This window comes from Sinanaerobacter chloroacetimidivorans (genome assembly GCF_018128545.1).
In the GTDB taxonomy this organism is placed as follows: domain Bacteria; phylum Bacillota; class Clostridia; order Peptostreptococcales; family Anaerovoracaceae; genus Sinanaerobacter; species Sinanaerobacter chloroacetimidivorans.
The window spans coordinates 12,520-38,012 of record NZ_JAGSND010000018.1 but is presented as its reverse complement, the minus strand read 5'-3'; the positions used below and the strand labels follow the sequence as shown (position 1 = coordinate 38,012).

Annotated in this window: 30 protein-coding genes; 5 read left to right on the top strand and 25 right to left on the bottom strand. The window is 43.7% G+C overall.

The features are described 5' to 3' along the window. Positions 1-81: 81 nt before the first annotated feature. The 3 genes from KCX82_RS18835 to KCX82_RS18825 all read right to left on the bottom strand — a co-directional run bounded on the left by KCX82_RS18835 (position 82) and on the right by KCX82_RS18825 (position 3,215). Positions 82-1,053, bottom strand: a complete 972-nt coding sequence (locus KCX82_RS18835) for a lipoate--protein ligase (RefSeq protein ID WP_227020038.1) — start codon at positions 1,051-1,053, stop codon at positions 82-84. Beyond that, positions 1,046-2,767: a dihydrolipoyl dehydrogenase gene (lpdA, locus tag KCX82_RS18830; protein ID WP_227020037.1), complete on the bottom strand. Its 1,722-nt coding sequence runs from the start codon at positions 2,765-2,767 to the stop codon at positions 1,046-1,048. The genes KCX82_RS18835 and lpdA overlap by 8 nt, the downstream gene beginning before the upstream one ends. Before the next feature lie 94 nt (positions 2,768-2,861). Continuing rightward, positions 2,862-3,215 (bottom strand): carboxymuconolactone decarboxylase family protein, encoded by a 354-nt coding sequence (locus KCX82_RS18825; protein WP_227020036.1) that lies wholly within the window; start codon positions 3,213-3,215, stop codon positions 2,862-2,864. Positions 3,216-3,384: 169 nt separating this feature from the next. Here KCX82_RS18825 and KCX82_RS18820 point away from each other — a divergent pair, with 169 nt between their 5' ends. Further along, complete coding sequence (locus KCX82_RS18820; RefSeq protein ID WP_227020035.1) at positions 3,385-4,224, top strand: prenyltransferase/squalene oxidase repeat-containing protein; 840 nt, start codon at positions 3,385-3,387, stop codon at positions 4,222-4,224. A 30-nt stretch (positions 4,225-4,254) separates the two neighbouring features. On the opposite strand, the gene KCX82_RS18815 is transcribed toward KCX82_RS18820, so the two are convergent. Then, positions 4,255-4,593 (bottom strand): winged helix-turn-helix transcriptional regulator, encoded by a 339-nt coding sequence (locus KCX82_RS18815; RefSeq protein WP_227020034.1) that lies wholly within the window; start codon positions 4,591-4,593, stop codon positions 4,255-4,257. 161 nt (positions 4,594-4,754) lie between these two features. On the opposite strand from KCX82_RS18815, the gene KCX82_RS18810 reads away from it, so the two are divergent. Beyond that, complete coding sequence (locus KCX82_RS18810) at positions 4,755-5,552, top strand: lactate utilization protein (RefSeq protein WP_227020033.1); 798 nt, start codon at positions 4,755-4,757, stop codon at positions 5,550-5,552. Positions 5,553-5,670: 118 nt separating this feature from the next. On the opposite strand, the gene KCX82_RS18805 is transcribed toward KCX82_RS18810, so the two are convergent. Then, positions 5,671-6,102, bottom strand: a complete 432-nt coding sequence (locus KCX82_RS18805; protein ID WP_227020032.1) for a MarR family winged helix-turn-helix transcriptional regulator — start codon at positions 6,100-6,102, stop codon at positions 5,671-5,673. Between the two features lie 238 nt (positions 6,103-6,340). On the opposite strand from KCX82_RS18805, the gene KCX82_RS18800 reads away from it, so the two are divergent. After that, positions 6,341-6,835 (top strand): hypothetical protein, encoded by a 495-nt coding sequence (locus tag KCX82_RS18800; protein WP_227020031.1) that lies wholly within the window; start codon positions 6,341-6,343, stop codon positions 6,833-6,835. A gap of 69 nt (positions 6,836-6,904) precedes the next feature. On the opposite strand, the gene KCX82_RS18795 is transcribed toward KCX82_RS18800, so the two are convergent. The 3 genes from KCX82_RS18795 to KCX82_RS18785 all read right to left on the bottom strand — a co-directional run bounded on the left by KCX82_RS18795 (position 6,905) and on the right by KCX82_RS18785 (position 9,391). After that, a complete protein-coding gene (locus KCX82_RS18795) occupies positions 6,905-7,522 on the bottom strand; it encodes a M23 family metallopeptidase (RefSeq protein ID WP_227020030.1) in 618 nt (205 codons plus the stop codon). A 146-nt stretch (positions 7,523-7,668) separates the two neighbouring features. Then, entirely contained in the window at positions 7,669-8,223 is a 555-nt protein-coding gene (locus KCX82_RS18790; protein WP_227020029.1) for a hypothetical protein, read from the bottom strand. 232 nt (positions 8,224-8,455) lie between these two features. Next, a complete protein-coding gene (locus KCX82_RS18785; RefSeq protein WP_227020028.1) occupies positions 8,456-9,391 on the bottom strand; it encodes a hypothetical protein in 936 nt (311 codons plus the stop codon). Positions 9,392-9,591: 200 nt separating this feature from the next. On the opposite strand from KCX82_RS18785, the gene KCX82_RS18780 reads away from it, so the two are divergent. Beyond that, positions 9,592-10,272: a response regulator transcription factor gene (locus tag KCX82_RS18780; RefSeq protein WP_227020027.1), complete on the top strand. Its 681-nt coding sequence runs from the start codon at positions 9,592-9,594 to the stop codon at positions 10,270-10,272. A gap of 14 nt (positions 10,273-10,286) precedes the next feature. Next, positions 10,287-11,867 (top strand): sensor histidine kinase, encoded by a 1,581-nt coding sequence (locus tag KCX82_RS18775; protein ID WP_227020026.1) that lies wholly within the window; start codon positions 10,287-10,289, stop codon positions 11,865-11,867. A gap of 27 nt (positions 11,868-11,894) precedes the next feature. Here the strand turns inward: KCX82_RS18775 and KCX82_RS18770 are convergent, their stop codons facing one another. From KCX82_RS18770 to KCX82_RS18695, 17 genes are all read right to left on the bottom strand, one after another. Beyond that, positions 11,895-13,382, bottom strand: coding sequence for an SLC5/6 family protein (locus tag KCX82_RS18770; protein ID WP_227020025.1), 1,488 nt, complete (start codon positions 13,380-13,382; stop codon positions 11,895-11,897). An 82-nt stretch (positions 13,383-13,464) separates the two neighbouring features. After that, entirely contained in the window at positions 13,465-14,310 is an 846-nt protein-coding gene (locus KCX82_RS18765) for a carbon-nitrogen hydrolase family protein (protein WP_227020024.1), read from the bottom strand. A gap of 15 nt (positions 14,311-14,325) precedes the next feature. Next, positions 14,326-14,451, bottom strand: a complete 126-nt coding sequence (locus KCX82_RS23035) for a hypothetical protein (protein ID WP_264373327.1) — start codon at positions 14,449-14,451, stop codon at positions 14,326-14,328. A 5-nt stretch (positions 14,452-14,456) separates the two neighbouring features. Next, complete coding sequence (locus KCX82_RS18760; RefSeq protein WP_227020023.1) at positions 14,457-15,971, bottom strand: sodium:solute symporter family transporter; 1,515 nt, start codon at positions 15,969-15,971, stop codon at positions 14,457-14,459. A gap of 237 nt (positions 15,972-16,208) precedes the next feature. Further along, a complete protein-coding gene (locus KCX82_RS18755) occupies positions 16,209-17,705 on the bottom strand; it encodes a sodium:solute symporter family protein (RefSeq protein ID WP_227020022.1) in 1,497 nt (498 codons plus the stop codon). Between the two features lie 2 nt (positions 17,706-17,707). Beyond that, a complete protein-coding gene (locus tag KCX82_RS23295) occupies positions 17,708-17,908 on the bottom strand; it encodes a helix-turn-helix domain-containing protein (RefSeq protein ID WP_227020021.1) in 201 nt (66 codons plus the stop codon). Positions 17,909-18,005: 97 nt separating this feature from the next. After that, positions 18,006-18,857, bottom strand: coding sequence for a pantoate--beta-alanine ligase (panC, locus tag KCX82_RS18745; protein ID WP_227020020.1), 852 nt, complete (start codon positions 18,855-18,857; stop codon positions 18,006-18,008). Between the two features lie 133 nt (positions 18,858-18,990). Continuing rightward, a complete protein-coding gene (locus KCX82_RS18740) occupies positions 18,991-19,437 on the bottom strand; it encodes a EutP/PduV family microcompartment system protein (protein ID WP_227020019.1) in 447 nt (148 codons plus the stop codon). After that, a complete protein-coding gene (gene eutS / locus KCX82_RS18735) occupies positions 19,434-19,772 on the bottom strand; it encodes an ethanolamine utilization microcompartment protein EutS (RefSeq protein ID WP_227020018.1) in 339 nt (112 codons plus the stop codon). The genes KCX82_RS18740 and eutS overlap by 4 nt, the downstream gene beginning before the upstream one ends. A gap of 19 nt (positions 19,773-19,791) precedes the next feature. Beyond that, positions 19,792-20,109: a BMC domain-containing protein gene (locus KCX82_RS18730; RefSeq protein WP_319633368.1), complete on the bottom strand. Its 318-nt coding sequence runs from the start codon at positions 20,107-20,109 to the stop codon at positions 19,792-19,794. A 14-nt stretch (positions 20,110-20,123) separates the two neighbouring features. Next, on the bottom strand, positions 20,124-20,822 hold the full coding sequence (locus KCX82_RS18725; protein WP_227020017.1) for a cupin domain-containing protein: 699 nt from the start codon (positions 20,820-20,822) through the stop codon (positions 20,124-20,126). Between the two features lie 21 nt (positions 20,823-20,843). Next, complete coding sequence (locus KCX82_RS18720) at positions 20,844-21,395, bottom strand: BMC domain-containing protein (RefSeq protein ID WP_227020016.1); 552 nt, start codon at positions 21,393-21,395, stop codon at positions 20,844-20,846. Next, positions 21,386-22,729, bottom strand: coding sequence for a 4Fe-4S dicluster domain-containing protein (locus tag KCX82_RS18715; protein WP_227020015.1), 1,344 nt, complete (start codon positions 22,727-22,729; stop codon positions 21,386-21,388). Before KCX82_RS18715 ends, KCX82_RS18720 begins: the two co-directional genes overlap by 10 nt. Then, positions 22,729-23,022: a EutN/CcmL family microcompartment protein gene (locus KCX82_RS18710; RefSeq protein WP_227020014.1), complete on the bottom strand. Its 294-nt coding sequence runs from the start codon at positions 23,020-23,022 to the stop codon at positions 22,729-22,731. The genes KCX82_RS18715 and KCX82_RS18710 overlap by 1 nt, the downstream gene beginning before the upstream one ends. After that, positions 23,019-23,657: a hypothetical protein gene (locus KCX82_RS18705; RefSeq protein WP_227020013.1), complete on the bottom strand. Its 639-nt coding sequence runs from the start codon at positions 23,655-23,657 to the stop codon at positions 23,019-23,021. Before KCX82_RS18705 ends, KCX82_RS18710 begins: the two co-directional genes overlap by 4 nt. 1 nt (position 23,658) lies before the next feature. Continuing rightward, a complete protein-coding gene (gene pduL / locus KCX82_RS18700) occupies positions 23,659-25,140 on the bottom strand; it encodes a phosphate propanoyltransferase (protein WP_227020012.1) in 1,482 nt (493 codons plus the stop codon). A gap of 45 nt (positions 25,141-25,185) precedes the next feature. Beyond that, positions 25,186-25,473 carry a BMC domain-containing protein gene (locus KCX82_RS18695; RefSeq protein WP_227020011.1) on the bottom strand — a complete coding sequence of 96 codons (288 nt, stop codon included), beginning with the start codon at positions 25,471-25,473 and terminating at the stop codon, positions 25,186-25,188. Positions 25,474-25,493 lie beyond the last annotated feature (20 nt).

Sequence of the window (25,493 nt, the reverse complement as noted above, 5' to 3'; positions counted from 1 at the left end):
CCCGTGCGGTCTTTTTTATCCTTCAGACAAGGGCGCCTAACTTTCCGGCTCTTTTCATAAGTCATCAGCACACTTCAGAAGTCATGGCTTCTCAGAAGTCGCAAATCTTGAGCTGCCAATTATAGCAATCAGCTCAATTAACCTTTTCTCATCAAATTTTAGGTCCAGCAATTTTGCTTCCAGCTTTTCCGGCAAATTGATATCCAAAGCATCTGTGAACACCTTAATTTTGAAGATTTTGCCATCTTTTACCAGCATGTAAAGATCCGTTTCGCCCCAGGGGAAGCGGTGAGAAAGCTGCAGATTAAACTCTGGCGATTCTCCAAAATTCCACTCCCAGCTTTCGTACTTTTTCTTCAGCTCATGTACAGCCTCCAGACAAACATGGTGATCTCCGATTTCCTCTTCGTCCATCCAATAAATGAACGAGTCAGGCCCCTGAGGCAAAAACATATCGGTTAGATCTGTCCTTAAGCCCTCGATAGAGAGCTCCCGATTCAATTCTTTCATATTAATGACTCTGGATTTTACAGAATCAATGCCTTTAGACTGCAGCTTCTTTTGTGAAACGGTCAGAATCTGTCCCAACCTCTTTAAATCCGAATCCACCAGTAAGGTCCCATGATGACAAAGGATCTCATCTTCCACAAAGAAAGCATTTCCCGATACTTTATACCCTTGTGCTAAGATATCGTTTTTACCGCTGAAAACAGCTTCTATTCCATTGCAATCCAGCGCTTTAATAATCAGACCGATGTTTTCTTTTATTTTTTCCTCTGTAAAAGCTGATATAAACGTAAAATTCAGATTCCCCAAATCATGATAAACGGCCCCGCCTCCGGACAGCCGTCTGATCAGCCTCCCCTTTTGACGGTCAAGCGCTTCAAGGTCGCATTCCTTCCATGGGTTCTGATTTCTTCCGATCACTACCGTATTTTGATTTTGCCATAAAAAGAGGATCTGATCGCTGGGACCCGCATGACGAACCAGATACTCTTCAAGAGCTAAGTTAAAACAAGGATTGCAGCTGCGTGAAAGATATACTTTATACAAAGTGAATTGCCTCCCCAGTGATACCCAGTATTGCTTCATGCACAGACTCTGCTGTCGTTGGATGTGCAAAAACGGTGTGATGCAGCGTTCTATAGTCCATTTTGCTTTGGATAAAATACGTAAAATTCGAAATCAAATCCGTTGCTCCGGGCCCTATCACTGCAGCGCCCAGTATCTGGTGCGTTTCTTCCCGGTACAGAATTTTTACAAACCCTTTTGGCTCTCCCTGACTTAATGCTTTCCCGTTTGCAGCAAACGGAAATTTGCTGATTTTATATGGAATCCCGGCTCTTTTGGCTTCCTTTTCACAAAGACCGACTACACCAATTTCCGGTGATAAAAATACTGCGCTTGGGATAGCGGTATAATCCATAACGCTTTTGCGTCCCATGCAGTTTTCTGCTGCAATAATGCCCTGGTGGCTGGCAACGTGAGCGAGCTGTATTTTATTGGTGATGTCTCCGATTGCGTAAATCGCCGGATTGGAGGTAGCCATATGTTCATCCACATCAATCCCGTTTTGCTTCGCATTCAGATCGACACCTAATTCCGCCAAGTCGATAGAGGATAGATTCGGCTTTCTGCCGACAGACATCAAAACGGCCTCCCCGACCACATAGTGTCTTTCCCCTTCTTGTGTAAAAGCGGTGATGGCCTGGCCGCCCTCTTCCATATCTATTTCCTCTACCTTTGCTTTGGTATATAAACGGATACCGCGCTGGCCGCACTCTTCCTTGATAACCTCAATGATATCTCCGTCAAAGTTGAACAAGATATCGTCCAGATACTCAATTACCGTTACCTTGCATCCAAAGGAACTGAATATAAAGGCAAACTCCATACCAATCACTCCTCCGCCCACCACGGTGAGAGATTCCGGTACCCTGGCCAGATTCAGGATTTCCTCATTCGTTAAAACAACCGGCAGCTCTGCCCCCGGAATATTCAATTTTGCCGGTGAGGAGCCTGTGGCTATGATGATGTTTCTGGCCTGAATGGCAGCTTCGATTTTATTGTTTTTCACGGATATCATATCCTTTGTGACTTCCGCTTCCCCTTCGATTACTCGAACTTTCCAGTAATCCAAGAGGGATCGTATTCCATTGGTTAAATTGGAAACTACTTCATTTTTTCTGCTGACAATCTGTTTAAGATCAACGTCTGCCTGATTGACTTTAATACCGAACTCTGTACTTCTTTGTATTTCATCATAAAGATGTGCACTTTTCACGAAGCTTTTTGTAGGAATGCACCCCGTATTCAAACAGGTACCGCCAAGCTTATTCTTTTCGATCAGCACGACGTTTCCGCCCAGCTGAGCGGCTCGAATCGCCGAAACGTACCCTCCGGGACCTCCTCCGATAACAGCGATATCGCAGGAAATATCCTCTTTCTTTGGTTTTGCCAATCCAAAGCTATATCCTTTATTTGCCTGGGTCTTATTCATTTGTGCCGGCTTTTTCGTTACTTTTTCCCCGTCTATCTCCGCGATCGCCGCACCAATTTTGATTTGCTGGCCTTCTTCAATCAGAATGTTCAATAGGGTTCCTTCATATTCAGATTTTACAAGAAAATTCCCTTTTGCCGATTCTGCATTAAAGAGTCCGTCCCCTTCCTCAATTTTTTGGCCGGCTTTGATTAAAATCTTACCGACCTTTGCAGTTTTATCCTCACCGGATAATTTATTCAATATGATCTGTGTCATCTTAGTCATCTTATTCACCTTAAATTGTTATTCACTCTAAAAATGTGATTTACCCTTAAAGAGGAGGCATTCCGCCTCCTCTCTTCCACTTCGATATTTGAGGCTATTGAAAATCCTTTTCGAATTCTTCAATGCAATCCTTTAAAAGCGTTACCGAATACGCCATGGAAGGCCCCCCTCCGAAAGCAACTGAAACCATTGCAGCTTCCAGGATTTCTTCTTTCGTTGCACCGGCTTCAAAGGCTTTATATGTATGATATACGATACAGTACTCACATCGATTGTAGCAGCCGATTCCAACACTGATTAATTCTTTTGTTTTGATATCCAGCGCATTGGGCTCATATGCAGAACCCAGCAGCCCCATAAAGGCGCCTACCATATCTCCATTGGTTTGTGCCAGATTTTCAAGTCCTCCCACAAAAGAATTCAACATTTCTCTTACATTTTTACCCATTTTGTTTACCTCCACATAATCTTTGTTAAATAATTAATTACCATGCTAATTATTAGTATAGCAACTAATTTTTATTTGTCAATAAAAGAATTTGTTGCCACTGTGTTTCTAAACTTATTTATGGTAAAATCAACTAAAACATAAATATATAAGATGGGGGTGCAAAATAATGGCTGTAGATGCGCAGTATTCATCAGATGTGGAAGCAATATTATCGCATAGATATGATGGCGGTGCCGATCTTTGGACGACTCCTGACAAACGCCTGCTGAAAGGGGCCCCGTTCTCTGCGTTGGAGAGTGTTCTTTACCTCTTAGAATTGGGGATGGAAGTTATCGACCCATTGCTTCAGGAAGCTGCCGAATTGATTTTGGGTACCTGGCGGGAAGATGGACGTTTCAAGCTATCCCCACAAGGTGCCATTTACCCATGCCATACCGTCCACGCCGCCGAGGTACTGTGCCGCATGGGATATGCCTACGACGTCAGGCTGCAAAAAACCTTTGAGCATCTTTTGGATATCCAGCATACCGATGGAGGCTGGCGCTGCAGCAAGTTCAGTTTTGGCCGGGGTCCGGAAACAGAGTTTTCAAATCCCCTTCCGACACTTACCGCCCTGAATGCGTTCCGCTTCAGCAATTATCTCAACAACGAACCGGCGCTTGACAAGGCTGTGGATTTTTTGCTGGAGCATTGGACGATTAAGAAACCTATCGGCCCGTGCCACTATGGAATCGGCACATTATTTATGCAGGTCGAATATCCCTTCCGTAATTACAACCTTTTTGTTTACGTCTACGTTTTGTCGTTTTATAACCGGGCAAAGAGGGATAAACGATTTTTGGAAGCTTTGGAAGCACTGCAGTCCAAATTAGTCGATGGGCAGATTGTTGTTGAGCGTGTTGTTCCAAAACTGGCAGGGTTTTCTTTCTGCAAAAAAGGGAAACCAAGTTCGTTGGCAACCATGCGTTATCATGAAATTATGAACAACCTTGGAGGAAGCAGATGACCGCTATTACAAGACATTATGGAGATATTCCTATTCATTACGGTAATTTACGTTGTAATTTGCATTGCCCCATTTACACATCTCATTAAGCACAGGTATTAATGAGTTCCCTTTTTCAGACAAAAAATATTCAACCTTTGGAGGTATTTGAGGATATTCTTTCCTTATAATAATTCCGTCACTCTCTAATTCTTTAAGTTGAGCAGTTAACATTTTATAGGTAATGTTAGGAATATTTCGTTTGAGTTCATTAAATCGTAATAAAGTACAGGAAGCTAACTGGTACATGATTTCCATTTTCCATTTACCACCGATAATACTAAGTGTATATTGGAAGTGAGCTTGCTCTGACTTGCATGGTACTTTCATACGGATTACACTCTCCTTTTGGTAAGTATGCTACTAAAAAGTGCATACTTGCTTTTCATATTAATGATATTATAATAACAACTGTAAATAATAGCTATACTGATTTGTCAAGCAGGTGAAGTTATAATAAATATTTCAAATCTAATTAGGAAATGGATTTAATGTCAACCATCGACCTTAATAATTCTATTTTCAAATTAAAAATAGGAGAGAAAAAAATGTTGGATTTACATGATTTCAAGATGCCAAAATTAAAAGAAGAGGATTGTAATAGGGATTCCATCAGAAAAGATTATATAAGACAAGAATGTCAAATTGCTGTTAAAAATTTAATGAAAAATAATTTTACGGCTTACTATTGTGATTCAGTCACGGAAGCAAGAAATCTTGTTTTAAGTTTAATCCCCGATAACGGAATCATTGGTTGCGGGGACTCCCATACAGTATTTGCTCTTGAATTGGATGAGGAGCTGAAAAAAAAGAATTGTGTTGCTATTCCTCATACCTGTGCAGTCAATAATTACGCGATGGAGCATAATAGCCCTGGATTCAAAATTATTGGAAATAAGGAAGAAATGAGAGATATACTCATGCAATATCTCGTCGCTAATGTATTTATGCTGGGTGCAAATGCAATAACTATAGACGGTCAAATCATAAACATTGACGGAACAGGAAACAGAATCGCCGGAAGCCTTTACGGTTCAGATAGGATCATTGTTATAGCAGGTGTTAATAAATTGGTAAAGGACTTGAATTCCGGATTAGACAGGATTCGTTTTGTCGCAGCACAGATGAATAACATCAAGTACGGCAATGATTTGGTTTGTAATATAAGCGGCATATGTAAAGAGTGCAGATCCGATCAGAGAAACTGTAATATAACAAGCATCATACACAAAAAACCTGTTGATTCGGATTTTCATGTAATTATCATCGGTGAAGAATTAGGATTCTAATGAGATCATAATATACTATAAAAAAGAGCGAATTAGGTTAACGATATTTCCTTTGGTTATAAAGAAAGAGTATAGAAAAATCTGTACTCTTTTATTGTTTAGTCCATATCGCCGACGGTCATCGTTTAATATTATTCAGCATTTTATGAATGACATTCTGAAAGGTTGACAGTTCTTCCTCTGTTATATTTTCCAAAAGCAAATCGCTGAAATACTGGCCCTCGGGCATCAATTCTTCCATCTTGTGATACCCTGCTTCCGTAAGCTCCAGGAATTTGATCCGTCTGTCCTTCGGGTTCTCAACACGCTTGATCAATCCGTCACGTTCCATTCGGTCTACCAGCCTTGCCAGAGAAGAATCCTGTACATTCATCAGAACGGCCAACTCCTTCTGACTCATTAATTGATCTGAATTGGCAAGGAAATATAAGGCAATCCATTGGATTCTGGTAGATCCCTGCTTCTCCAGCCGTCTGTTAAAATCTTCGGAAATGGTCTTCGTTGCCTTATCGGTAACAAAGCCTATACATTTAGATAAATCAAAGGTCACAACGTTCACCGCCTTGTTTGCTGTATGTTTTTCATGTTTTCTAAATAAGATTACCCTAGATATGATTCCAAGTCTTATGTTTTCTAAATAAAATTACCACAGATATGATTCCAGGTCAATAGATTCAAGTCGGCGGGGATCCGGATTTTTCTCAACTTGCCTTCCGAAAGAATAGCATGCAGTTTTGCGCATGCATATTCTATAACAATAAGATTCTATGGGTATGGAGGAATATATTATGGAAGAGGATTTCCAATCAATCAGCGGTACAGTTACGGCCATCAATGATTTCAATGCGAACAATACGGGTTTCATCGGCTGCACTAAGATCATTTCCGTAGAAGGTGATGATGGTTCTGTTACCAACTTTATTGCGACACCTGATACTTACTTTGTTGACCACGTCATGCTGCAGGCAGGAGACAGAGTTACCGGATTTTATGATGCCAATGCGGCGACACCCTATATCTTTCCGCCTCAATTTCAGGCACTGGTCATGTCAAGGGATACGGAAGGTCGAACTGTAGCGGTAGATCATTTCAATAATACACTGGAAAGCAGCGATGGAATGCTTCGATTAAGCCCTGCGCCTTCTACTAGAATCATGCTGGAAAATGGTCAGGCTTATACAAGGCCACTGGGCAACCAGAATTTAATCGCTGTATATAGAATTACAACCAGAAGCATCCCTGCAATAGCAACACCGGACCAGATTATTGTCATGTGCCGGTAATTCAAAACTACCGCCAATCACTTTTGTGGTTGGCGATAGTTTTATGCTAATAATTAGCTGAAAGACGGATTAGCATTTGCTTTTAATAATAGGCATTTTCCGTCTTTCATCATAACTCACATCGATAATATCTGAGAGGTCTCTCAGAAGCACGTAATTGGTATCATTTTTCAGGATGCTGTTTACTTCTTTGAGATTTCCGTTTATTTCCACAATGATTTTTCTCACCACTTCATCTAATTCCTCCTTGCAAATCCGCAATAAAGGCAATGGATCCATCCAGCCTCTGGGATTTGCTAAGAATTTCATACAGACTCCAAAGTGCAAATGGGGTCCTGTACTGTCTCCTGTTGATCCCACATATCCGATTAGTGCCCCGGCCTTTACCAGATCCCCTGCTTTGACAGTTCTTGTCGACTGATGAGCATAGAGGGTATCAAATTCATCGTTATGGCGAATTACGATATAATTGCCATACCCCTTTTTATCGTTTTGCATCTTGGAAACAATGACTTTTCCGTCTGCTGCCGCATAAATAGGGGTGCCCATTGGCTGGCTTATATCGATACCTTCGTGAATCAGCATCGTTTTCGTTATCGGATGGATCCGTGCTCCAAAAGCCGAATCGCCGGTTATCTCAGTGAGATTCATGTTTTTTATGGGCAATGCCGTTAATTTGATTGCCATAAAGAATCTCTCCTATCCTGACAGCTTAGCGCTGTATTCTTCATTATATTCCGCCTCCCAATTCTTTGCTTACCCGGCAGCAAGGACGCTTCTATTTTTTAATATCATTATTTTTCACAAGTATTTTACCATAAAGATTTTTGATATCACAGCCACGTGAAAATCATCATCAGCAGCACCAGAAAAAAAGGAACCGCAAGAGCTGCCAATATTCCAAGGAGTGCTTCAGAATTCTCGTCTTTATCGATTTTATGACGGATATAAAGGGTCAAACCGGAGCTGACTGCCACTACAAATAGGAGGATATACGTCAGCACCGAAACATACAAAGAATTTGAACCAGAGGCAAAAATAAAGGCGGCAAATGACACAAACCCGGCAGCAATTTCCAAAATGTAATTAGCCTTCCGTAGTTTTCTCGCCTTCAGCGTCTCAGACCTTACCTTCTGATCAGCCAGAACAGTTTCCAGCAAAGCATTGATACAACCGGATACCGTAAAGAAAACAGCAATCAATAAAAAGATCCCTTGATTACTGTCGTATAAATACTTAAAAATGAAGTAAAAGCAAATAAGGAAAATTAACAAAAGATTTTGGATCAGCAGGAGCCTCCTTCGTGCGGGAGATTCATTCAATTGACTTTCCTTCAGCATTTTTTGTTCCAACCAAAGAAAATAACTTTTTTTCTGTTTAGATTCCATAAAAACCCCCTCCTTTCTATGGATATCGGATGTACAATCCATTAAAATGGCTTTTACACCAAAGACACGAAAAATGAATGTACGTTTACCATAAACAGTATAACTCGAAGCTCCAGCAGCGGCAACTTCATTTTCCCAATTTGAGGAAATCAAAAAGAGGCTGCCATGACAGCAACCCCATTGAGTATCGATACTTTTTTACTGTAAACCCCTGTTTTTATGACTGTTTTAATTATTGATGAATTTGATATTCATTTGCCTTCTGGACTCTGGCGGCTTTCATTTCCGCCAGAATACCGTCTTCTATCAGTAATTCTCTTTCCTGCTTCCAATGGTTTTCGTCAGATTCTGCCATAGCCTTGGCCTGATCCTCCGTAATAATTCCCTCTTTCACCAAGGAATCCAGTTCAAAATCGAATCCTCTTGTAATTGTGACGATTACCGAACGGGCCTCACTGACTTCGGATGCCTGAGCCTCCTCGCTCTCTGTTATCAACTGGATATCCTTACTTTCGATTAACGGCCGGGCTTCACCGCCTTCGATGATTTCGTTTTTATGGATGCCGGATACCGAAAAATTTCGCAAATACTCGGCAACCTCATCTGCCTTTTCTTTACTTAATATGCCTTCTGACTGGTAACGCTCGGTTCTTTCCTTTACGCTTGCTTCTAGTCTCTCCTGCGCTTGTTGTTTTAGAAATTCTCTGATTTTGTCCGCATCATCCTCAGAAAGAATACCCGCGTTCACCATTTCTTTATAGGGATCCGCTATGGCAATCGCTTTGGTTTGCAGAAATTCCGCCCGATCCCCTTCGTCCATGGTTTCCATCTTTTTTATTTCTTCCATTTGGGCCTGTGCCTGCTCTTCGAGATAAGCTTTCATTTGATCTGCTTTCTCCTGGGAGAGGATCCCTTCTCCCACCAATGCCTCATAGTCACCGGCTATACTGAATGCTACAACTCCTTTATCCTCTGCTGCATGGACGATACTGAACCCCATTGCCCCTTTTACTTCTGCAGTATCTGCTGCACCTGTACCGTATAGGGTGACCGTTCTGGAAACCTTCTGTACCAGGTTATCATTTTCCTCTGCAAAGGCGGAGACGGTGGTGAGTAACATAAGGCTCATAATCGCTGCGCCGACTCCTAATATCATCTTTCTTTTCACGTTTCATCACTCCATTCTGAAAATGTATTAAATTTTGCCCTTCCGGATGAGCATACCTGTATTATAGCCCTGCTCTTTCACAGAATGATTCTCGTATTGTTACAAATTCAATAAGGTTATGTCACGTTTTTGTCAACATTCTGGACTCTATTCCTCAATTTCATTATAATGAAGTCATTCTAAGAAGTCAGGAGTGTACCATGGAAAAGAAAACAATCCTCATTGTAGATGATGAGATTAAGATATTGATATTGTTGAAAGATTTTCTGGAGGCAGAAGGTTTTCTGATCCTCACCGCCCAGGACGGAAAAGCGGCTTTGGAAGTGTTTCAAAAGGAACAGGGAAGAATTGATTTCATAGTTCTTGATGTCATGATGCCGGAAATGGACGGCTGGACTCTCTGCCGGGAAATCCGGAAACAGTCCATGGTCCCCATACTCATGTTAACCGCAAAATGTGAAGATTACGATGAAGTTCATTGTTTCAAAATCGGAGCGGATGATTATGTACCAAAGCCCGTTCGGCCTGCCGCACTAATTGCAAGGATTCATGCCCTTTTTCGGAGATCAGCTGCCGAAAGCGCAGATGCCAATATCCTTCGGTTCGCCGGTTTACAAATTAATAAAGACTCCCATATTGTCACCCTGGAGGGAAATCAAATTACGCTGAGCCCCAAGGAATATGCCCTGTTATTGCTGTTAGCAGAGAACAAAGGGAAAGTCATATCCCGGGAACAGCTTCTAAATCAGGTTTGGGGCTATGATTATTTTGGCGGACTCAGAACCGTTGACACGCATATTAACCGTCTGCGCATTAAGTTGGAAAACAACGGGAGCCAGATTGCTACGGTAAGAGGCTATGGCTACCGTTTTGAAGAATAAAGAAGAGGTATAGGATGAAACTCTCGATCAAACATAAATTGTTATTATATATGATGGCTTCCGTATTCCTGTTCGGTGGAATTCTCTTTTTCTGCAATACATTTCTCGTAGAAAAATATTATTTGGAACAGAAAAAACAGGATCTGAGAGAAAGCAGCAAGAAGATCGTCAGTATGCTGGAAGCGGCTTCCGGCAGCTCTATGGATGCAAAAGCAGTCCTGAGCCGGGGGATTCAGTCCGCACTGTTTAAAATAGAAAGGTCACAAAGTCAAACAATCTTTATCAGCTCCGCGAAAGGAGACCTTTATTTCCCAGCAATGGAAGTGGTCAGCCTATATTCCGCCGAACCGCTGGCGAAAACCCTTCCCGGTACGGTTTCCCTCAGCGGCGAAACCGGGTCCGCTTCGCTGCACATAGCAGAGAAAGATATGGCTGTCGCACGGGTGTCCAGCTTTCTGGGATCACAGGAAATCCTTTCGTATGATGATGATCATTCCTATTTTTCTCTGTCAAAAGACAGCAAGCTGAACATCAATACACTCCAATACCATACCACATTGGAAAACGGCATCCAGCTGCTGGTTTCCATGCCTATGAGCGCCATCTCTGAGGGAACTGCCATCATTAACCGTTTTCTCACCGTCATCGGACTGACCACCATTGCCTTTACCATACTTTGGGCCTGGTTTGTATCTTATCGCTTTACTGCTCCGATCACCCAGATGAACAGAATCACAGATAAAATGCAGGCATTGGATTTCTCCGAGTCAATCCAAGCGAAAGGAAAAGATGAAATTGCACAGCTTTCTCAAAATATCAACAGACTTTCCAATACGCTGGATTCCACCATCGGGGAATTGAACCGAAAAAATGAAAAACTGGCTGAGGATATCAACAAGGAACGAAAAATTGACAAGATGCGAAGAGATTTCATTTCCAACGTGTCCCATGAGCTGAAAACGCCCATCTTCCTGATCCAAGGATATGCCGACGGTCTGAAGTCCAATATTACTTTGGAAGAAAAAAAGAATTTTTATTGCAGTGTGATTTCCGAAGAAGCGGAAAAAATGGACGGACTGGTACGGGATCTCCTGATGCTGGCGAGAATGGAATCCGGTGCAATGGAGCTCTATGAATCAGATTTTGAACTAAATCACTTTTTAAGAACCATTACCGAAAAGTATGATCTGGTAGCCCGGGAAAGGGGGATCACCATCGAGCTTCATGAAGGTCCCGAGTTGCTGGTACATGCCGATCCGGTGAAAATAGAGCAGGTGGTGACAAACCTTCTTAACAATGCCATGGAGCATACCGAAGGCGAAAAAGTGATCAAAATCGGCAGTTTTCTGGACCCGGAGGGAAGCAGTAAGGTCAGGGTCTTCATCCGCAATACGGGGAAAGCCATCTCCCAGGAAGACATGGATAAGATCTGGAACAGTTTTTATAAAATTGATCCGGCCAGAATGAGAAATATTGGGGGAGCAGGCTTGGGCCTCTCCATTGTGAAGGCGATCCTTACGGAACATCACAGCGATTTTGGTGCCTTAAACAAAGAAGATGGCGTTGAATTTTGGTTCGAACTCACCGTTCTCTAAAAATACAGCTTTTTAAAGTTGAACCGGCTACTCTTTAAAAAACAGCAATTTTTTAAAATTAAATTTCTTTTTCGTTACAAAAGATACCGCCATCAGGAATAGTATGGGTATAAAAAAGGAGCATCCGATCCCGTAAAAATAATTCCATTCTTCATCGGGTATGGCCAGCCAGGTGAAAAAACCGCTGCCGATACCCAAAAGAATCGAAATCCAGGCGGTGTTTCTCATCTCTTTCTTTGAAAGGATTCCCATAATGATTGCGCCGCATGGTGCGGCAAAAAAGATACCGCTGAAGGTATCGATGGTTAAAAGGGAAACCTTCTCAAGGGCTATGGAGATCAACGCACAAAGAAAGGCAATCAGAAGCGATACCAGCCTTCCGAATTTCAATTTTTCATCCTCTGAAGCATCGGCTTTCAATTTGCTATTATAAAAATTTAAAGTAAACAAGCTTTGAATTCCGATCAGGCAATGAATGATGGAGGTACATCCGATACAAAAGATCAGAAAGGCAAAGAGGACCTGGATTCCCGGTCCGAAATATTCGGTGATTACCTTTGTGGATATGGCAATGCTCACATTTACGGCTTTAGAAAAGTCAAAGTTTTGAGACAGGGTTGCATATCCGATAACAAAGGAGCTTAAAATGGCGATGGGGCTCCAAATCAGGACACCTCCCGTGAAAAAGGACCGAATAATGGTCTTCTCATCTCTTGCTGCATGCGCCTTCATATAGTATCCCGGATCCAGCAGAATCTGTCCCAGCGCGATCATAACTGCCAGGAAAGCATACATGATTCCGGATTTGGAAAGCAGATTTAACGCTTCAGGATTATAATTATTGTTTTCCGCATTGCTTTGCACCACCGATAATCCTTGATATAGTTCCGGGATATCGAATTTCCGTATCACAAACAAAATAAAGGCCAAAAGGCAAATGGAGATCAGAAAGAAATTGAACAATTCATTATAGAGGACTCCCCTCATGCCGCGCCACACGACATAGATACCACAGAGAATGACGGTAATAAAGGCGATTTTTTTGAAGGATACCAGAAAAAGGCCGTTAAAGACCAGGGCGATACCGGCAGATTGCTCCACAATGACATAGACAGCCACTAATAGAGCAAAGACATAGTATAGATCTTTTAAGAAGGCATTATATCTGACACCGATGAAATCTATAAAAGTAACACTTTCCGGCATGAGTCTTTTCATTTTTACCAGTACCGGAATCAGCAGGGCAAACCCCATTGCGGCACCTAAGGAATAGGCCATGCCCCCGGATATACCATACCGGAAGCCGGCTTCTCCGGATCCTACAATAGTGGTGACCCAAAGCCATGAGGTGAAAATGCTGGGAGCAAGCAATCCAAAAGGCACCTGTTTTCCCGCAAACAGGTATTCATTCAGCGATTGATTATTGGATGGGAACCGGCGGCCTATGACCTTTCCCGTCAAAAGCAGCAATGCCATATAAATCCCAACGATACCATAACCAAATAGTCCTTCCATCTTTCCTCCCGATTGTGTTTTTTCCTATTTATGAAAGTGAAATAAGAGCAGCGTGTGTTGCCACTGCCCTTATCTCATCTGCTTAGTATGCTTTTGTTAATTCGGAAAAAGTATCCGGCCTTCTGTCTTTAAAGAAGGTGTAATACTCGTATCGTAACCGGATGGGTATATCATAATCCAATTCACCGGAGATCATTCCCTCCCGTTCCTCCAGCAGTTCCTCAACAGCTTCACCGGTAGGCCCGATGATATTGCTCCTGCCAAAAAATCCAAGAGTCTCATCAAAACCGATACGATTTGCAGATACCAGATACATGCAGTTATCCATGGCTCTTGCTCTCGTTACGAGATCCCAATCCTGCTGGTTTTTCGTTACAATGTCTGTAAGGTACGGTTTTTCCCAATTCGTTGACACGATCAAAAGATCCGCCCCCTTAAGGGCCAGGCTTCTGGCGACCTCCGGAAAGGCCGTATCCCAGCAGATCATCATGCCCAGTCTGCCGATGGAGGTATCGAAAACAGGGTAAGAACACCCTGCCCGGAAAAACTCCTTCTCGCTTGCAAAGAGATGGACTTTTCGATAGACACCCTTCACTTCACCCAGATTATCGATGAGGATTGCTGAGTTGTATAAGACATCCCTTTTATCAGAATCTCTCTCCGGGAATCCGTAAACGATATGCACTCCATATTCCTTAGCCAAGGCACCGATGATTTTCATACTCGCTCCATCGGGTACCGTCTCCGCCATTCTCTGGAAATCCTTTCCGCATTCATACCCTGAGATAATCAATTCCGGGAAGACAATAAGGTTGGTCTTGGGGTAAGTTTCCATGGCTTCTCTGATAAAGGAGCACATTTTTTTAATATTCTTTTCTGCATCCCGAAGGACTGGTTCCATCTGAACACAGGTGACATGAATCTTCAAAGCAGCTTCCTCCTTCTATTTCTTCGTTGACATCATTTTTTTAATTTCGATCAATGCAGGGATGGAGATTAATAAGAATCCGGCTAAAAACCATACATAGGTTCCCCAGAAATAAACGCTCATAAATGTTTCACTTACCATCATTCTCACTCCTCACTTACTTCTACTTTATGATTCGGTGTATAAGTCCGAAGCTGATTAAAATCAAATTCATATTTTTGTCCCAGCGACCCTACGATGACCACCACCGCCGGCACGAACAGAGACAACATATTCCCGATAAACCAGTTGATATCATCGTTGGGGATCAGGAACCAGGCGCACAAGCCTGCGATCAGTCCGATGAAGATAGAGCTTACCGCAACCTGAGGCGATGTCTTTTTCCAATACATACCCGCCAGGAAGGCGCTGGTCGGCGCAGCAAAAATGATTCCGCTGAAAATGTCAAGCTTTAACAGGGAGACTCCCTCCAGCAAAATAGCGGCAATTCCTACCAACAGTCCAAGTGCAATGGTAATTTTTACTCCGAAGCTCATCTGCTGTTTTTCTGAAGCTTCTTTATTTACATATTTTTTATAGAAGTCTACCGTAAACAAGGCCTGGGCTCCGGCGAGGCAGTTACCCCCGGTGGTCATACCTGCCATGAAGATCATCAGTACGAACATGATACTTCCGACCCCGCCGCCATAGATTAGTTTCATAATATAGGGTGCCGCTTCCGATGTCAATTCTATTCCGTTTCCGGGACCCACTCCCAAAGCCAAAGTGGAAACACCGAACACATTACCGCTCAGGATCGGAATAGGAGCCCATGCAAACAAAGTTCCGATGATGTACGCTCTCAGCAGCGATTTTCTGCTTACCGTAGAAATAGCCTTGGAATAATATCCCTGGTCCAGAAGAACCTGACCCATGGCTATGACCACTGCCGTTACACCGTAACGAAGTCCTGCCGCGGACGTCATGGACAGCGCTTCCGGATTGTAGTTGATATTGTCCGGATTATTGGTAACGTCCAGCATTCCGTTATATAAGCCGTCAATCCCCAGCGTTTTCAGAACCAGGGGAACCGTAACCAGCAAAACGAGAGAGATGATAAAAAATTGAATGACATCGTTGAAAATGGATCCTCTTAAGCCGGCTTTCGCTATGTATACCGTAACGATCATCACCGGAATAAAAGCGGCTAGCGCATAAGGAATCCCGAAGATGTGATTAAAGGCAATCCCAATTCCTACCCCTTGTTCGGTAAAGACGTAAAGAATAACACCGATACCAAAGACAAAAAAGATCTTCGATACGGTTCGGCCGTACCGCTGTTCCACAAATTCGGTAAAAGTAGTGGCCTTCGGCATCGTTCTTCGAAGATGAAGCACTAGCGGAATAAATACAAAGAATGGTATACAGGCACCCCAGGAATAGTTAAAACCGCCTGAAACGCCGAACCACATGCCGGCTTCCGCCGCCCCCATAATGGTGGTGGTCCATACCCAGGACACCATGACGCTGGCTGCGATCAATGCATAGGGAATGCTCCTGCCTGCCACCACAAAATCATCCACACCCTCAATGGGAAATTTTTTGGCTACAGCCATGGAGATTCCAATGAAAATCACTGCAAATCCAAAAAGTATGAAATAACCCAGATAACTACTAACCATTTTTTAACCTCCTTATTATGTAATAAAAAAGAATATACGAAACCTCCTTCCGTGTCCATTTATGTCCATATTTGTGCATATATGTATATATACCACAGAAAATTAAATCGTACAATAGCTTTTTTGTAATTTTCTGAATTTTTATTCACAAGTTTTAAATAAAAAAATAAAGCCGGGTATCTGTACGCTCACGGTCAAGTGCTGCAGACAGAATCCCGACTTTGTTTTATTTTCGAGTTATGAGCGATCCACGCTTTCACGTTTGGTAAAAAGCCTTTTTCTCAAATTTCGGAACTTTGGAGACCAGAAATAGGTTTTTTGAACATCCTCTTCATCCGGCCTTTTCGTAAATAGAGACACAAGGATCATAACGAAAGCATTCATCAAAGAGCCATAAACTATTTTATCAACGGTAAAGGGAATAAAGCCCAGGCCCCATATAAAGCAATAGCTCCCTCCTGCAGCCATTCCTGAAAGAGCGCCTATGGTATTGATCCTTTTAGAAAACCAAGCTGCCAGATAGGACGGCAGCAAGGTGGATGCTCCAATGCCGATGCCAATAATCCAAAGGTATAAAATATCTTTAATATTCAGGGCGAAGGCAAATCCCACCGCACCTGCAATGATGACAAAAAATCTTGTCCAAAAGATCAGTTCTTTATCATTGGCTTTCTGATTCAAAAACCTTTTGACAATATCGTTGGAGAAAATGGTTCCCGTTGCCAGCAGGTAGGAGTCCGCCGAAGACATAATTGCCGCACAAATGCTGACCAATACCAGAATCCCCAGATTGGAAGGCAAAAGCTCCATAATAAAGGTGTAAACAGCAAATTCCGCATCCATTTCGCTGTTGAACAGCACCCTTTGAAATACCCCTAAATAAGCCGGAAACAAAAGTAAAATCAAAGTGATGGTCAAAGGGATCAAATAGCCCCAAAATGCCGTTTTGTCATTTTTTGCCGAGTAAATTCTTTCCCAGTCTGTCTGATCACTCATCAGAAAAAAAGAGCCGAAGCTTAAAAAATACAACACAATATGGTTTAAAATCTGGTCTCCGCCCATCAGGTTTAAAAAGCTTTCCTGATCGTTGGATTGATAAAAACTGATGATTTGTTCAACGCCTCCGCTCAGTTTCACCGTAAAGAAAAGAAGCAGGATAAGGCCCAGGGTCTGCAGCGTTCCTTGGAAAATATCTGTCACAACCACACCCCATAAACCGCTTAAGGCGGTATAGGCTGTTATCACCAAAAAGGTAATCAGAACGGAGAGATTCCGGTCAATGCCAAAAGCATAGGTAATTAAAATGGATAAGGCACTGAATTGCATCCCCACCATAGTAACATTCCTGATAATCAAACCCAAGGATACAGGTATCCTGATGATCTCGTTATATGCCGGATAGCGCAGGGCCGCCATATCGCCGATACTGATCTGATTTAAGGCGCGGATTCGGGTAAGAAAGAGGATTGCAAAAACAAAACAGGTAAAATAGGGGACTGCTATGATCCAATACTGTCCCACTCCGCTGAGATAGGTGGAGGTGGATAGTCCGATAATGGTTCCTCCTCCGATCCAGGTCCCAAGATAGGTAAAAATAATATAAAGCAGTGTCAGCTTTCTGCCGCACAGGCTGTATTCCTCATAAGAATTGAGCGCTTTTTTTATAAAAAAAGCGCTCAGTATAAATAAGATAACAATGTATATAACGACTCCGTAAATTGTTAACTGGTTCATGATCAGACCTGCTTATCTGTATCAACCTCTCTTTTATGATTGCTGTTCAACCAATCAATAACCTCACTTTGCTCAAACCTGATATTAGATCCAATCTTAATAAAAGGCAGCCCCTTTTTCTTCAGGTTATAAATTGTGCTTCGTGTAACCTGCAACATTTCGATGAGGTCCTCTATTGTTAAATATTTATAATCTGCCGGCATTTCTCCACCCCATTTAATAATATATTTACGCCATTGTACATATATATACTCGAGTATACATCGATGTCAGCCAGATTTCAAGCGTAAACAGCAAAGATCAGGCGATGTTTTCATAAATAAAGTTATCGATCAATCGTGTTTTTCCGATATAGGCTGCCACTGCCACCAAAACGGGAGCTTCGATACACCTTACCGGCTCCAAGGTTTCCAGATCCACAATTTCAACGTAATCAAGGGTTGCTAGCCGTTCCGCACAGATTTTTTCTTTCATTTCCTGAAGAATCTCTGCTGCTTTTCTTTCACCGCTGACAAGCTTATTCTCTGCAAGCGTTAAAGCTTTCCGTAAAACGGCTGCTGCTGCCCTTTCCTCTTTGCTAAGATAGACATTCCGAGAGCTTTTTGCAAGTCCGTCCGGTTCTCTTACGGTTTTGCAGGCAATGATTTCGATATCGAGATTTAAATCCCGAACCAGTCGTTTTATAACGGCTGCCTGTTGTGCGTCCTTTTGACCGAAATATGCCCGGTCAGGTTTCACGATATGGAACAGTTTTGTCACCACAGTGCTTACCCCTCTAAAGTGATCCGGCCTGCTTTTGCCGCAAAGAGTCTCCGTTATGCCCGTTATCTGGACAAAGGTTGAAAACCCTTCCGGATACATTTCCTCCCTGCTTGGATAAAAGATCAGATCGGCACCTGCACTGAAGCAGATCTGCCGATCCCTCTCAAGGTCTCTTGGATAACTGTCCAAATCTTCATTCTTCCCAAATTGCATCGGGTTGATAAAAATACTTACCACCACACGGTGATTCTCTTTTGAAGCTTTGTGAATCAAGCTTTGATGCCCTTCGTGAAGGTATCCCATAGTCGGTACAAATCCGACGTTCAAACCTTCTGCTCTCCATGCATTAACAGTTTCACGCACTTCCTGAATGGTTGTTACAATTTTCATTTTTTCCTCCTGTCCGGTGAAGTTTCATTGAATACCGCCCGTACATTAAATTTTATCACAACACATTCTGGTTTTCAATCCGGGTAACATCTGCCAGGCTCGGAATTAAATGTTCGGAGCTAAACGCTCGGAGTTAAGCATTCGAAATTGATAAGCAGTTCTTTAATTCCTCGATGCCCTTTCCCGTTTTAGAAGACGTGACAAAATAGGGTCCTTCCAACCCTATTTCCTTAAAATTACGATATAATAATTCCAAATCATTTCTCTTTTCTTCCAGATCCGCCTTCGTGATCACGCCAACCTTTCTGCAATTGAAAGCACCGGCAAAATTCGGAGGGAAGCTGAAGCCGGTTTGATCGAAGGACTGCACGAAAAGAATCATATCAGCATCCTGGGAGGCTGCTATGATGTATCGGTGCATCAGGGGGCTTTCCAGGTACTCCCCCGGCGTGTCAATGGTGTGGGTACCGTAGTTGATGGTCTGACTTTTCAGGACCTCTATGTTTTCCGAGTTCAGCCAGTTGGCCAGACTGGTTTTCCCCGTACGGGAACTTCCAATGAGCATCATTTTCTTTTTCATGTTTTTGTGATTTGGCAGGGAGTAAATCCCAGCATGGTTTCCAGAACTCCGTTAATTTGATTCAAGGCAGCAAGAACGCCGGAAACATCCCCGGTGATGATCAGGGCCCCGGTGAACCGATCTAAAAATCCGATACTTACAGGAGCTACCTTGGTGGCAATATCCGCAGCAATGATGGAGGTTTCGCTGGGTGTTAAAGTAACAATGCCAATGGCTCCGCTCTTTTCCAAACCCAGCCTCTGATAGATTTCTTCATCAGGGGCGGCAATCATATGGGCCAGGGTTACCTGCTTTCCGGGGACAAATTCCTGTATGATTCTTTGCTTTTCAGACATGATACTCTCCCTTTCATAATCAATCGATATCCGGCCGCTTCTTGTCGATCTTTTCCCCGATGGCGATAAGAGCCACCGCTACAGCAGAAGTATCTCCGAAGATTGCGATCATGGCAAAATGCTGGGGACAAATGCCCTGGATTTCCTCTACCATGACACCGGAGGTCTTTTCCGCAATATCACATGCCGCAACCATATCTGCCAGAGGTCCCTGCACAAGTCCGACTGCCTCAGAAGAAACAGGTTCGCTATTTCGCGAGCGCAGACTTTGGGACCGCCTGGCGAGCATATTGATGGTTGACGGGGATGGTCTTTTAATAAATTGGATTTTCAACAAGGCCATACACCTCTTTACTTGTTCTGGCTCAGCCAATTGGCCGGATATACCACATAGAATACTTTGCAAAAACTCGGAGATCCAAATACCACACTGGTTCCCTTGGGGATATGAAATACATCACCGGGTTTCATCGTGTAGAGTTTACCGCCAGTCTTTATGGTAAACTCACCTTCTACTACATAATCCACTTCATCATAGCTCAAGGTCCAGGGAAGTTCTGATTTTTCAAAGGTCATAAACCCGGCGCCAAGGTTTCCTTCCCGTTCCGTAATCACATCCGTCATCCCTATTTTTTGTCCCGGCGGTGCTTCTGTGAAAGGTTCCATGATCACCTTGTCACCCTCTATTTTCATAGCTATAGGATTTGGGCAAATCGGTTTCTTCTGTTCCAGAATTACCTTTGTAATAATGTTTTTTAACATCTCTGCATTTGGAATTCCTGCAGCAGATTTTTCCGTATTTTTCTCAGCTTCGCAAACAGGAATACCGTTTCCGGTTTCCCTGCATTCGGTGATGCCGCATTTCTGTTCCGAGCTGCCGGTGCTTACTCCCACAATGGGCTCCTCTTTGTCCTTTAAAAAGATTACCAATCCTTTTTCTCTTGCATAATCCTTTGCCGAGGGGCTCAGAATGCTTTCCGCATCCAGATAAATCGTATTGCCGTTTGCAGATAACTCCCGAAGTTTGTTTAATGAAATACATGTTTTCAATTCTATCACCTCTGTATGATACTAAATCAGATTTTCAAGCAGCATCGGGTGAGGCCTGGGGATCACAATATCCCTTACAAGCTGGCCCCTCTCGCCTGCCAGTCTACTTCCTTCGGAAACAGCTGCCTTTACCGAAGCCACGTCACCAGTGAGAACTACGTAGGCTTTTCCTCCGATGCCGAAGGCGATATGGACTCGTAAAGGCTCTACTTCTCCTGTTTTTAATGCCGCATCGGCAGCCTCTATCAGGGTGGCTACACTAAAGGTCTCAATGATTCCAATGGCTCTGCAATTTTCTACGGTGGCCGTTCCCGCTATGGCCGGAATCAAAGAAGGATGGATATTGGGAATCATAAAACTGTCTACCAAGCATTCCGGGGCCTTCTCCTCTCCCATTCTTACCGCTTGCTGGACACCGGAGGTATCTCCCGCCACGATGCTGATATATTTACCGGGACAGACCGTTTTGCTGACCAGTAAGGTTATGTCCGCTACCTTGCACATGGCGTCGGTGCTGTCGATTCCCTGTGCGATACTATTAAATTCAACCATGCCGATAGCATTTATTTCCATTCCTCTTCACCGCCCTTCTCAATGGTTATTTCTTTATCATTGATTTTGCTGACGACACCGTCTATACTTGCATGAAGATTGGCTCCCAATTGTCCTTTCTTGATTCTGGCGATCAAATCCCCTTTTTTCACCGGATCCCCCGGCAGGACCACAGGTTCAGAAGGCACCCCCACATGCTGCTTCAGATTGATTCTCACTTTATGGACATCCGGAAGGTCTTCCAGAAGCGGAGCATCCAAGTGGTAGTAATTCTTTAAGCCTGCGCGGTTTGCAATTTGCCTGGATGGTACAAGTCTGGCATTCCATAAGGGGTCTTCGTTGCTCAGAACACCCTCATATTTGATTCCCAGACTCACCAGTTCCTGTTTGATAGCCTGATTGACTCTGCGCGGAGAGATATTTACAGGGCAGCTATAGAGTTCACAGACTCCGCAATCCGAGCATAGAATCGCCCCCTTTATGGTCTGGCTCTGTGTCATTTTCCCATAATTCACCGCCCGTATGCTCATATGAGGCTTTAAGTCCCTATGGCCGATGATGTTTCGCGGACATAAATCCGTGCAGAGCTGACATTGCTCACATACCGTCCTTGCCACTCTCAGGATGTGCGACATGGGTTGTGTTTTGATTTTTACCAGAACATGATCTTTTGGCAAAACCACCAGGCCTCCGCTGGTTTTCGTTACAGTGCTGTCCAGGTCTGTGAGCATTTTCCCCATAAAAGGCCCGCCGTCAATATAAGCGTCCTCTCCGGAGATATCATTTCCTGTCATCTCCAGTAGCTGCCTATAGCTGATTCCTATGGGAACAGTAACGGTAACGGGATTTTTTACATTTCCGGTTACCGTAATGGTTCTGGTCACTACCGGCTGGCCCTTCATGGCCCGGGCTACATTGATCAGGGTTTGCGCATTGCTTACCACCACCCCAATTGAAATGGGAATGGAAGCAGGAGGTACTGATTTTCCCGTTGCCATTTTGATCGTTATAAACTCATCCCCGGCCGGGTAAACATCTCTGAGATAAAAAATCCTCATCCTGTCATTAAGCAATGGCTCCAATTTCTGTACCGCTTTTCGGTACTTCTCCTTCAAGGCAATAATGCCTTCCCCCGCATCCACTGCCGTCATGGCACATTCCAGACCTTCGACCAGATCCTCTCCATAACGTTCCGCCAATTGCTGATCCACTCTGAGCAATGGTTCACATTCTGCAAGATTGACAATGACGGTTTCCGCCTTGGTCCTGTACTTGATGTGCGTAGGAAAACCGGCTCCGCCGGAGCCCACCACACCGTAATCTTCAATTTTCTTAAGAATTTCTTCTTTTTTCATTATTGAAACATCTCCGAATCCACGATCCCAACGATGTTGGCATCAATTGGCAAATGGGTATCACCTTCTGATTGCCGGGCGGAAGAACCGGATACTACCATGACAACATCCCCTTCTCCGGCGCCGATTCGGTCACCGGCTACCATGGTATTCCCGAAGTCGGTGACTTCCGTGACGTTTCCTCCGGAATCAAAGGAAAGGTTAATCGGCTGTACAACCAGAAATTTGATACCCCGGAGCGCTTCTTCTTTTCTTGTAGACCAGATTTGACCTACCACCTTTGCCAAAATCATCTTACTTCTCCTTTACGACAAATTTGTATCCCCTTTCTTCCGGCCAGATCGGCAGCAAGAGACGTCACGATACATTTGCTATCTACTGTAATGACGATACCCGGTTCCATGTCCAGCAGATCCTTTTCCGTCAAAGCCCGTTTCTCCCAGAGTCTTGTGTCCCGAAAGTCCGCAGCTCCGGACACCTTTATTCCAAAGCTTTTTATCGTTTCCAGATAGGCCAGGAACAGGTTCCTATAGGACTCCGATTTTATTTCCGATAGATTGCTGACATGGATCAGCTCCAGGTTTCCTTTGCCTTCTAGTAATTGATTCTGAAACAGCTTCAGGATCGGTTCATCTGCCAGACCCAGTGCAAGCTTTGCAATAAAATTGAAAGATGGGTTATAAAGCTTCAGATTTTTCCATTTCCCGTTTACCGCTTCCTCGTCACTTAAAAATCCATGATTCCCCTGGCAGAATTCCTGACAATACACAGCGGCTTTGCAATCTTGCGGAAGTTTGTCATAGGTTTCCTTCTTTTCGATCAGTATCAGATCCTCCTTCTCTTTCTGAGGTTCCCCCTTCATCAGTTCCAGAAATCTTGGATCCGTCATGATTAATTTTACCAGGGCTGCAATGATTTCCTGTTCCATATCAAGCCTCCCATATCAAAACTGCCTTATCTCCGTTTTTGGCCAGGGCAGCATTGGCTTCGTCAAGATCAATATGTAAATCGGTTTTATACGTATCGCTGACTCTTACCGCTACCTGATCCAATCTGATTGGCCGTTTTGTTTTTAAAGATACATTGATCAAGTCTTTGTCCTGCAGGCCCATCTTTTTTGCCGTTCCCGGGTCCAGGTGTAAATGCCTTTTCGCTATAATTACGCCTTTTTTTAGCTCTAGTTTATTATTCTGACTGGTTAAAATAATTCCCGGAGTGCCTTCTACATCTCCTGAATTCCTTACGGGAGCCTGGATTCCCAACTTTATACTATCTGATACACTGAGCTCTACCTGGGATTCTTTTCTTACCGGCCCTAAGATCCGTACCTTTTCAATACTGCCCTTGGGACCCCGAAGGGTCACCGTTTCTTCCGCAGCAAACTGACCGGGCTGGGACAGATCTTTTATTTTTTTCAGTTCGTATCCTTTCCCGAAGAGCGCTTCCAGGTCCTCCCTGCTCAAGTGGACATGCCTGTTGGATACACCGATGTTGACTTCAAATACTGTCACCTGTGCTGCCTCATCCCTGATTCTGGCTTTCTCCATACAAACCAGAATATAAAGAATGCTGGACAGACGATTGCATCCGGTTATGAGGTCTTCCCGTTCACATTTCCCCTCCTTGGACACAAAGGCAGCGATGGCGGCCAATTCCACTTCTCTGGATTTTGCGCGGAGAACGTGCAGCTTTGCCACACTGATTCCGTGTTTCCTCGACACAAAGGAATGGTTTACTCCGAAATATTTCATCGGATTATGACTGACTTCCCGCAGCTCTGCCTGGTCAAATCCAAAAACTTTCAGAAAGACAAATTCCTTATTGCCGACCTCGGCTTGCATCAAATTCCTTGCAAAAACCACCACTTCCTCCAGTTTCTCCGCCATTCCGGTGAATCCTTTTTCCTGAAACCACAGTTGGGTCTCCACAAGCTGAGACAGAAAGGAATCCAGTTCTCCTCGGAATCGGATAATCGGATTTGATTTCAATACAAGCTGATTTCCTCTTAAGTGGGTCATATATTCTGTTTTTTTCTCTTGCAGGCCATGAGGCTGAGGGCTGACCGGTACCGGCCTTTCATGAGCTGCCGGGCGGCTTGCCGAACCGCCATTGATACCGGGTGCCGGGCGGCTTGCCGGAACAGCATTGATACCGGATACCGGCGGAGCCGCCGGGACAGCCTTGGCACTATGAATTGACGAATTGTAAGTCAATCCGGTAAAATCCAAAATACCTTCTCCTTCAATCTCCACCGAAATCCCTTTATTTTTAAGAAATTCCCGTGCCGGAGGCGTGATAACACTGCCCGGCGGTATTTTGATCATCGTTTTTTTATCCTTATACCAATTGGCCCTAAGATCCGCTTCTGTTACGATCAAGTTCATCACCACTTTCGCGAGATTTATCCGCACTGAACAAACCTTTTATTCATTATTTTCAGTGTTCGCTCCGCAGATCTATTTATTATCTCCTACCGGCAAGATGCCTTCCACTTCCATATGAGGTCTTGGGATTACATGAACACTGATGAGCTCTCCCACTCTTTGAGCTGCCGCCGCACCGGCATCCACCGCCGCTTTCACTGCACCCACATCTCCTCTGACCATTACTGCAACATAACCGCCGGTTACATGTTCTTTCCCTGCAATCTTTACATTAGCAGCCTTCAACATCTGGTCCATGGCCTCGATGGAGGCAATGAGACCTTTCGTCTCGATCATTCCTAAAGCAATTGTCTTTTCCATTTCTGGTTCCTCCTTCTCAA

What these genes read in the sequence shown, in the direction of transcription:
- lpdA (WP_227020037.1), bottom strand. Translation starts at nt 2,767, where the DNA reads ATGACTAAGATGACACAGATCATATTGAATAAATTATCCGGTGAGGAT.
- KCX82_RS18825 (WP_227020036.1), bottom strand. Translation starts at nt 3,215, where the DNA reads ATGGGTAAAAATGTAAGAGAAATGTTGAATTCTTTTGTGGGAGGACTT.
- KCX82_RS18820 (WP_227020035.1), top strand. Translation starts at nt 3,385, where the DNA reads ATGGCTGTAGATGCGCAGTATTCATCAGATGTGGAAGCAATATTATCG.
- KCX82_RS18815 (WP_227020034.1), bottom strand. Translation starts at nt 4,593, where the DNA reads ATGAAAGTACCATGCAAGTCAGAGCAAGCTCACTTCCAATATACACTT.
- KCX82_RS18810 (WP_227020033.1), top strand. Translation starts at nt 4,755, where the DNA reads ATGTCAACCATCGACCTTAATAATTCTATTTTCAAATTAAAAATAGGA.
- KCX82_RS18800 (WP_227020031.1), top strand. Translation starts at nt 6,341, where the DNA reads ATGGAAGAGGATTTCCAATCAATCAGCGGTACAGTTACGGCCATCAAT.
- KCX82_RS18795 (WP_227020030.1), bottom strand. Translation starts at nt 7,522, where the DNA reads ATGGCAATCAAATTAACGGCATTGCCCATAAAAAACATGAATCTCACT.
- KCX82_RS18790 (WP_227020029.1), bottom strand. Translation starts at nt 8,223, where the DNA reads ATGGAATCTAAACAGAAAAAAAGTTATTTTCTTTGGTTGGAACAAAAA.
- KCX82_RS18780 (WP_227020027.1), top strand. Translation starts at nt 9,592, where the DNA reads ATGGAAAAGAAAACAATCCTCATTGTAGATGATGAGATTAAGATATTG.
- KCX82_RS18775 (WP_227020026.1), top strand. Translation starts at nt 10,287, where the DNA reads ATGAAACTCTCGATCAAACATAAATTGTTATTATATATGATGGCTTCC.
- KCX82_RS18770 (WP_227020025.1), bottom strand. Translation starts at nt 13,382, where the DNA reads ATGGAAGGACTATTTGGTTATGGTATCGTTGGGATTTATATGGCATTG.
- KCX82_RS23035 (WP_264373327.1), bottom strand. Translation starts at nt 14,451, where the DNA reads ATGGTAAGTGAAACATTTATGAGCGTTTATTTCTGGGGAACCTATGTA.
- KCX82_RS18760 (WP_227020023.1), bottom strand. Translation starts at nt 15,971, where the DNA reads ATGGTTAGTAGTTATCTGGGTTATTTCATACTTTTTGGATTTGCAGTG.
- KCX82_RS18755 (WP_227020022.1), bottom strand. Translation starts at nt 17,705, where the DNA reads ATGAACCAGTTAACAATTTACGGAGTCGTTATATACATTGTTATCTTA.
- KCX82_RS23295 (WP_227020021.1), bottom strand. Translation starts at nt 17,908, where the DNA reads ATGCCGGCAGATTATAAATATTTAACAATAGAGGACCTCATCGAAATG.
- panC (WP_227020020.1), bottom strand. Translation starts at nt 18,857, where the DNA reads ATGAAAATTGTAACAACCATTCAGGAAGTGCGTGAAACTGTTAATGCA.
- KCX82_RS18740 (WP_227020019.1), bottom strand. Translation starts at nt 19,437, where the DNA reads ATGAAAAAGAAAATGATGCTCATTGGAAGTTCCCGTACGGGGAAAACC.
- eutS (WP_227020018.1), bottom strand. Translation starts at nt 19,772, where the DNA reads ATGTCTGAAAAGCAAAGAATCATACAGGAATTTGTCCCCGGAAAGCAG.
- KCX82_RS18720 (WP_227020016.1), bottom strand. Translation starts at nt 21,395, where the DNA reads ATGGAAATAAATGCTATCGGCATGGTTGAATTTAATAGTATCGCACAG.
- KCX82_RS18715 (WP_227020015.1), bottom strand. Translation starts at nt 22,729, where the DNA reads ATGAAAAAAGAAGAAATTCTTAAGAAAATTGAAGATTACGGTGTGGTG.
- KCX82_RS18710 (WP_227020014.1), bottom strand. Translation starts at nt 23,022, where the DNA reads ATGATTTTGGCAAAGGTGGTAGGTCAAATCTGGTCTACAAGAAAAGAA.
- KCX82_RS18705 (WP_227020013.1), bottom strand. Translation starts at nt 23,657, where the DNA reads ATGGAACAGGAAATCATTGCAGCCCTGGTAAAATTAATCATGACGGAT.
- KCX82_RS18695 (WP_227020011.1), bottom strand. Translation starts at nt 25,473, where the DNA reads ATGGAAAAGACAATTGCTTTAGGAATGATCGAGACGAAAGGTCTCATT.